The organism is Rhizorhabdus sp. (assembly GCF_018006725.1).
Taxonomy (GTDB): domain Bacteria; phylum Pseudomonadota; class Alphaproteobacteria; order Sphingomonadales; family Sphingomonadaceae; genus Rhizorhabdus.
In genome coordinates, this window is sequence record NZ_JAGMXV010000260.1 from 1 (window position 1) to 5,885 (window position 5,885).

4 protein-coding genes and 1 pseudogene are annotated in these 5,885 nt (G+C 61.9%); 2 read left to right on the top strand and 3 right to left on the bottom strand.

Annotation, left to right across the window (positions count from 1 at the left end; all coding sequences use genetic code 11):
* The 3 genes from KAY22_RS23155 to KAY22_RS23165 form a co-directional block, all read right to left on the bottom strand.
* The coding region (locus KAY22_RS23155) for a hypothetical protein (protein WP_296625524.1) at positions 1-1,315 on the bottom strand (1,315 nt) is incomplete at its 3' end.
* A gap of 2 nt (positions 1,316-1,317) precedes the next feature.
* The gene (locus tag KAY22_RS23160) at positions 1,318-2,982 is read right to left on the bottom strand and encodes a hypothetical protein (RefSeq protein WP_048939653.1); all 1,665 of its coding nucleotides are present in this window, start codon (positions 2,980-2,982) and stop codon (positions 1,318-1,320) included.
* Between the two features lie 110 nt (positions 2,983-3,092).
* Positions 3,093-4,445: a tyrosine-type recombinase/integrase gene (locus KAY22_RS23165; RefSeq protein ID WP_037522502.1), complete on the bottom strand. Its 1,353-nt coding sequence runs from the start codon at positions 4,443-4,445 to the stop codon at positions 3,093-3,095.
* Between the two features lie 163 nt (positions 4,446-4,608).
* On the opposite strand from KAY22_RS23165, the pseudogene KAY22_RS23170 reads away from it, so the two are divergent.
* Both KAY22_RS23170 and KAY22_RS23175 read left to right on the top strand, forming a co-directional pair.
* Positions 4,609-4,953, top strand: a pseudogene (locus tag KAY22_RS23170) (hypothetical protein); the annotation flags it as partial.
* A gap of 109 nt (positions 4,954-5,062) precedes the next feature.
* On the top strand, positions 5,063-5,257 hold the full coding sequence (locus KAY22_RS23175) for a hypothetical protein (protein WP_036529763.1): 195 nt from the start codon (positions 5,063-5,065) through the stop codon (positions 5,255-5,257).
* Positions 5,258-5,885: the final 628 nt, after the last annotated feature.

A 5,885-nucleotide genomic window follows, 5' to 3' on the forward strand; every position in this document is an offset into this window, starting at 1 on the left:
CCCCCCGAATCAAGGCCGGTTTGAACAGGGGCTCATCATCTCGCGGCGCTTCCGTTCGATCGGCGCTGTTGTGTAGATAGTCCTGCAACCGTATTGCTGCCAATACGGCCCTGGCAACAGGCTCTATCACGGTCCAGCGATGTTCAGCGCCGTCGACGTTTTTACGGGTTTTGAAGATTCTTCCGACGAGTTCGTAGCCCTTAACCTTCCCATGTTCGTCGCGCATGAGTCTGAGGCAACCACGCTTGAGCGCGGCCGCTTCCTCGCCGCGCATTCCTGATAATAGGCCGATTACGAGATAGCACGCGGCTATCGCCGGTATGAAGGTATAACGGCTGCTGAAGCTGGGAAGATGCGACCGCCACGCAATGTTTGTTCCTGGCATGCTGGCCCAACCACTGCTTGCGCCTGGGCGCTCGGTTCCGAGTTGCGAGATTGCCTTCTCGAGCATAGCTGAGCGTGCCTTCAGCACTGCCACGCCGAGGCCGCTGGCCTTGCAGATTTCTGGCCACGCGGGTCGACCATCTTGGGTCGCCGGTACTCCAGAGCCCGATGCTTCAAGCGCATCCAAATAAGCGCGCAGGCGCTGGTCGCTTAGTTTCGGTGACACTCTCTGCCGACGCGCGGCGATGTTGATGCCAGCTATACGATGTCGGGCGATAAGATCGTCGATCCCATGATGGACGTAGAACATGGCCCACCGCAACGCCGGCGCGCTAATGGCTTCCGGTATTCGCGGTGTGACATTTTCTCGGCCACCCCGGTATCCCGCGATCCTAGTCGCTGAACGGTTACCCCAAGGAGCTATCTCGATTCCCCGGAACGACAGGGAGGGCGTATAGAGCGCAAGTCGCCGTACGCAGAGGATCTTGTAGACAAGAGTTGCCGGTGCGAGGTGCCGCTTCGCGGACAGCCACTGATCCAGCCAAGGCTGATCGATCTCGTGGAGTCGAAGTCCGGCTTCCCGCACTTCTTGTAGAAAATGCCGGATTATATTGCCGACCTGCATCAGCGAACCAGGTTTCAGGACGCCGAGGCGGCCGCGCACATTGTCTCGGGAGTCGTAGTTTAAAGACAGGAACAGGTATTCTCGTATGAGCTCCCGCTCATCAGCATCGGCGATCCGACCGAAGCAGATACAGGCTTCATGGGCCTTTGTCGGCCGCGCGATGGCACATTCGAGCAGCCACTTATCGTCCCCGACCAGAGAGATATTCTGCTGCTCACGGCCACTCACGACCATCTGGGGCGGAATCACCAATGCCGAACGGTCAATCCGCCAAGATGCTTCGGCACGTTCCAGAACCCGACGCATGTTCAGCCCCGCTGAAGATGTGGCGGCAGCGCTGGCGCCACAGCGGCATTTTCCGCCGTGGACCGAGCCTGTTCGATATCGCCAGCGTCGAACACGGGGAGTATCTGTACCATAATTCGATTATGGTCGGCGCTGTAGCGCTCGTGCCACTCCGCTTCCGTCATGACGGCGCGCCGTTCAGCTAGCCATGTCAGATAGGTCAGCAATGCAGGCAGTTTTCGTGCGGTGAACACTGCATTCGAGCAATGGAGGCAGCCGGTGAACGCGGTGGCGCAGGAGCCGTTGTCGTTCCGCCCAAGAGGGCTCGACCAAAAGCCGGAACACATGCCAAGGAACGTATCGGCATCGCCTGAGACCAACGACGCGACCGCGCCTGCGTCGAGCTTTTGGTTTCCGATCGAGAGGCCGGATGCGAGCGCGCTGACTTCCTCCTTCGGTGGCAGGACCAACGGCATCATCGCCATGTCGAACAGTTGACCTTCAGCGACCGCTACCGAGCGTGCATGCTCTTCTCGAAGCCCGTCCACCGCGGCATAATGCCGAGCGGCAACTGGCTTCGAGTGATCGCTCGCGAAGCGCCGAAGGTGGCCTGTGTGGCGCAAGTAATTGTCCCGCTTCACCGTCTTCCTTAGCCGGGCGGGAACGATCTTGGTTATCGGCTTGCCCGCTTCGTCGACGAGCCCAAGGCTCCTGATCGCGGCATAGAAGTTGTGGGTAGAAAGGCTGAACCGCCGCCAGCTCGGCAGTCCGGCTGCAACGAAGCCCACCCACAGGTAATCCGCATTCGGGTCCCCTCGATCGGCCATTCGCTCGGCGGCGGGTCGGGATAGTTCGAGGGCAAGGCGAACGAGTCCGCCGGGCGTATTAATTCCACCATCACGCACGCGTTCGCGCTTGATCTTCGCGCGGGGGCCGCCTCGTCCCTTTGTGTATTCAATGGAGACGTACCCTCTCGCGGGGTTCTTCAGGCAGTCGCGCCGCAGGGTCCGCAGGCATTCTATCGGCATTTCGACCCGGAGCGCGATGGCGATGATGAAGCAGATCGCATCAGGCAGGGTCAGAACGAGAAGATCGCTGGCCGCGGCGATGGCAACCTTGCGATATTTGAACATGTCGAACTCGCTTCGAGCGGGGCGCGTGCCGTCGGCGACCCTCAGGAACACATTCTCAAAGCGGCTCCTCTCCGGCTTGTTTCGCAAAGCTTCGATCTGCTCGCGGCCCGACAAGATCCTTTCGCGTGTAGCTACCACGCTGCGATCAGCGGCGTCTTTCAGGACGCGAGCGACGAACGGTGTCAACGGTTCGCGGGGCCGTAATGCCGTTCCGTTGTGCCGGCTCGTGAAGTTGATCCGCGCCTTCAGATCCGGACGAAGCAGATCAGGGTTTCGTTCGTCTATCGCGCGAAGGCCGTGAACAAGGCAACGGAACCGGGAGTATTGACCCCGAACGTCGCAGGCATCGATGTCAGCGGCCGTGATCACGCGAAGCCCCCCGTTGAGGCGCCCGCTGGAGGACAGATGTTTCCCGAGCGGGATCCAGCTCTGTCGATACTGTTCGACACTCGGGACGGCCAGGCCGGCGAACAGCTCGTTCATCATCGGCCCAAGGTACAAGGCAAGATCGCGACCCAGGCCTTCGTTCCCCACCTCGTGCAGCAACCAGGTCATTTCGCGCCCGACACCGTCACGATGATGATAGGCTACGATCGCGTCGGCTCGCGGCTCCTCATCCTGCTGCGGAGGTAAATCGCGGAACGAGAGGCGAGGGCGACCCACTGCTAGAAGAAGCCCATCAGACGAGAGTCCAGCGCCTCGGCCGCCTGATCTACGATTTCGAAGGCTTCATCGAGGTAGGTGAGATATTTTTCAGTGGTCAGGACGCTGGCGTGACCCAGCCATCGCTGGACCCGGCGCAAGGGGTCGCTGACAACCTTCATGTAGATTTCCTCGGTTCGATCCGGGACAGATCGATCGTCGAGCCTCATCACTTCCGCTTTGACGAGGTGTGTAAGCCAGTAGACGGCAAAGGTATGCCGGAGGGTATGGGGCGATACGTGTAGGTCCCAGCCCATGTCCTCCGACAACTTCTTGCTGGTACGCCGGAATATCGACTGCCATGCCGCGGGGGTGAGGGCTTGGCCGTCCTGCGCCAGCCACAATGCTGCCGGCTGCGCACTTTCCAATGGTGCGCCCGATCCGGGCAGCAATAGGAGGTTGCGTCGTTCGTCGATGCGCAGAGTCGCCAGTGATCGAGGGCGCCGCTCGCCCTTGATCAAAACGCGTTGCCCGCCTGCAAGCGTGCCGATGAGCGGCTGCCGCATGGTCCGGACCCCACCCGCGCGTCGCCAGCGATCGACCAACTGGCTCCGCTCCTCGCGAATATAAGCGTCGATGAAGTTACTGGCTACCCGCCTCGGGAACGGCACTGATCGAGGTTTGCGCCCTTTGGTGATTCTGGCGGGCAGGTCGATCATGGTGCTGCGACAGCCGTGAAAGACGCGGGCGTTCGTCGTCGGAAGCTCACCGATCAGAAGGCTTGCGCCTTCTTCGAGCCTAACCCCTGTCGTCACAAGCAGCTCGGCGAACGCGGCATCGCGCATCGGATTCCGCCGGTGAGTGATGCCGTTCGCGTAACCCCCACCGAGCAGGCCTTGGTCTCGGAACAGAACGTAATCCTCGAGCGGGATCATGCGGATCGTATCTTCGGCAACCGCGCCATCACGGCGGAATCTGGTTTTCGGCGCAACTGATATCAGTCCTGCGTCCTCGCTGGCGGCCCATTGATAGAACCGCGTTAGCGCCGCAGAGGTGCGCTTCCAAGACGATCCCGATAGTCGGAGCTCGCCCGGCCCTTCGAGCCGAAGGCTGCGATATTTCCCTACGTCGGCACTCGATGCGTCGAGTAACGACTTTGAACGCGCATCCCGCAGGTAACGGGCAAAGACCTGAAGATCTCGAGCATAGTGGCCTGCGCTGGCAAGGGACACGCCATCGGATCGCAGGAACGTGATGAACGAATTGACTTCTACAACGGGGCTTCCGTCGGAATGAAGGAGAGAAGGGAGATTTGTTTCGGGTAAGTATTTGATTGCGTCCTGCTTTATGGAGTCATCAAGCGCAGGCCGGATCATCGTCCCATCAAGAAGTATAGGCTCGACGCCGAGCCAAGGATCGAACGGGAAAAGATGCACTGAACCCTCGACATGACACTGGGCGTTTCCATTTTATTGCCCCGACCCGATCGATAATGGGACAATATCCTTATCCCGTCAAAGGGAATGGATCGTCTCAATGGCGACATAATTCTTCTGCGGCGCCATCAAGCCCGATGAGGTCCGCGCCCTGCCGGCCTGGTGCCTGCGCCTCATCGTGCTCATCGAGGCGCGCGCGGCCCCCCGTCTCCATACGGTCGAGGGGCTCTGGCGGCGCTCTACCCGAACCCGTCCGGGGCGGATCACCGACTTTATCCGTGCCGAGCAGCTGCTGCCCGAGGCCGAGATCGGCGACATCCTGCGGACCGCTCCCACCGAGCTGCTGCGCTTCCAGGACGCGGCCGCGCTCGTGCCGGTGAGCGAAAGACCGACCATGGAGCAATGGCTCGCCGACTTCACCGCGGGGCAGGCCACCAGCCGTCTCTAGGCAGCCGCGCTGCGCTGCGCCATCCCGCGACATGTGCACCGCGCGCCCACAGCATACCCACCGGTTATGCCGGCTCTGACCACAAGCTTATCCACCAAGGAGGTCAACCATGCGTCCCATCACGCCTGCCTCGCCCGAGCAGGGCCAGGCCATCGCCAACGCTGTCGAGCGCCTGCGCGAAGCGCGCACCCTCTTGCGCCAGGCCGGCGCGCGCCAGGCGGCGGCCGCCGCCGGCAAAGCGATCAGCAGCGCCGAAGGCGCGGCCCGGCATGTCGCGCACCGGATCCGGCGGACGAGTACGTGACGCCCGCGCTCTCGCGCGACGCCTTGGCGGGGTCAAGCGCCATGCGACCAATGTCTAGGGTTTTGAACGTCGTCGCCATAACCAGCCTTTCGTCATTTTGCGGTACAAGTGTGCATGGATTCGCACACAACACCCGGGCTCTGGTCGCGCGACTTTGAAGCAGGACTTGCGGTCTGCGCCCAGGGTACTCTTCGTTTCGAGCGCCGCGGCGACGCCGGTGTCACCCTCGCGTTCGTGGGCGCTGCGCCCCTTTCGCTCGAAGCCCAGTGTCTGCTGGCCGGCCACGCCGTCGCAGCCATCGAACGCGCCTATCGCCTGCGGCGTCTCCCGGGCACCGCCCGACAAGAGCAGCCGCCCTTTTCTCCGCGTCCTACTGCCCCGTGTCGCCGACCGCGCATCGCATCCCCAGATCAGCCAGCGCTCCCTTGAGCAGACCGCGTTGGGCAGACCGCGATAAGGGCGGCCAATGACGGCGATGCAGCGCCCAATACCATCGGACATGGTCGCCCCTGCACGCTCCCACGCCCTCCTACGATGTGAGAATGGCGCTTTCTGCCGGCCAACTCCCAGGCCGAGATGCAGGACAAGCGCCGCGCAAATGCTCGCCCATGGCGGCGTTGTTCTGGTC

Coding starts and splice junctions, on each gene's coding strand:
- KAY22_RS23160 (WP_048939653.1), bottom strand. CDS start 2,982: ATGACCTGGTTGCTGCACGAGGTGGGGAACGAAGGCCTGGGTCGCGAT.
- KAY22_RS23165 (WP_037522502.1), bottom strand. CDS start 4,445: ATGATCCGGCCTGCGCTTGATGACTCCATAAAGCAGGACGCAATCAAA.
- KAY22_RS23175 (WP_036529763.1), top strand. CDS start 5,063: ATGCGTCCCATCACGCCTGCCTCGCCCGAGCAGGGCCAGGCCATCGCC.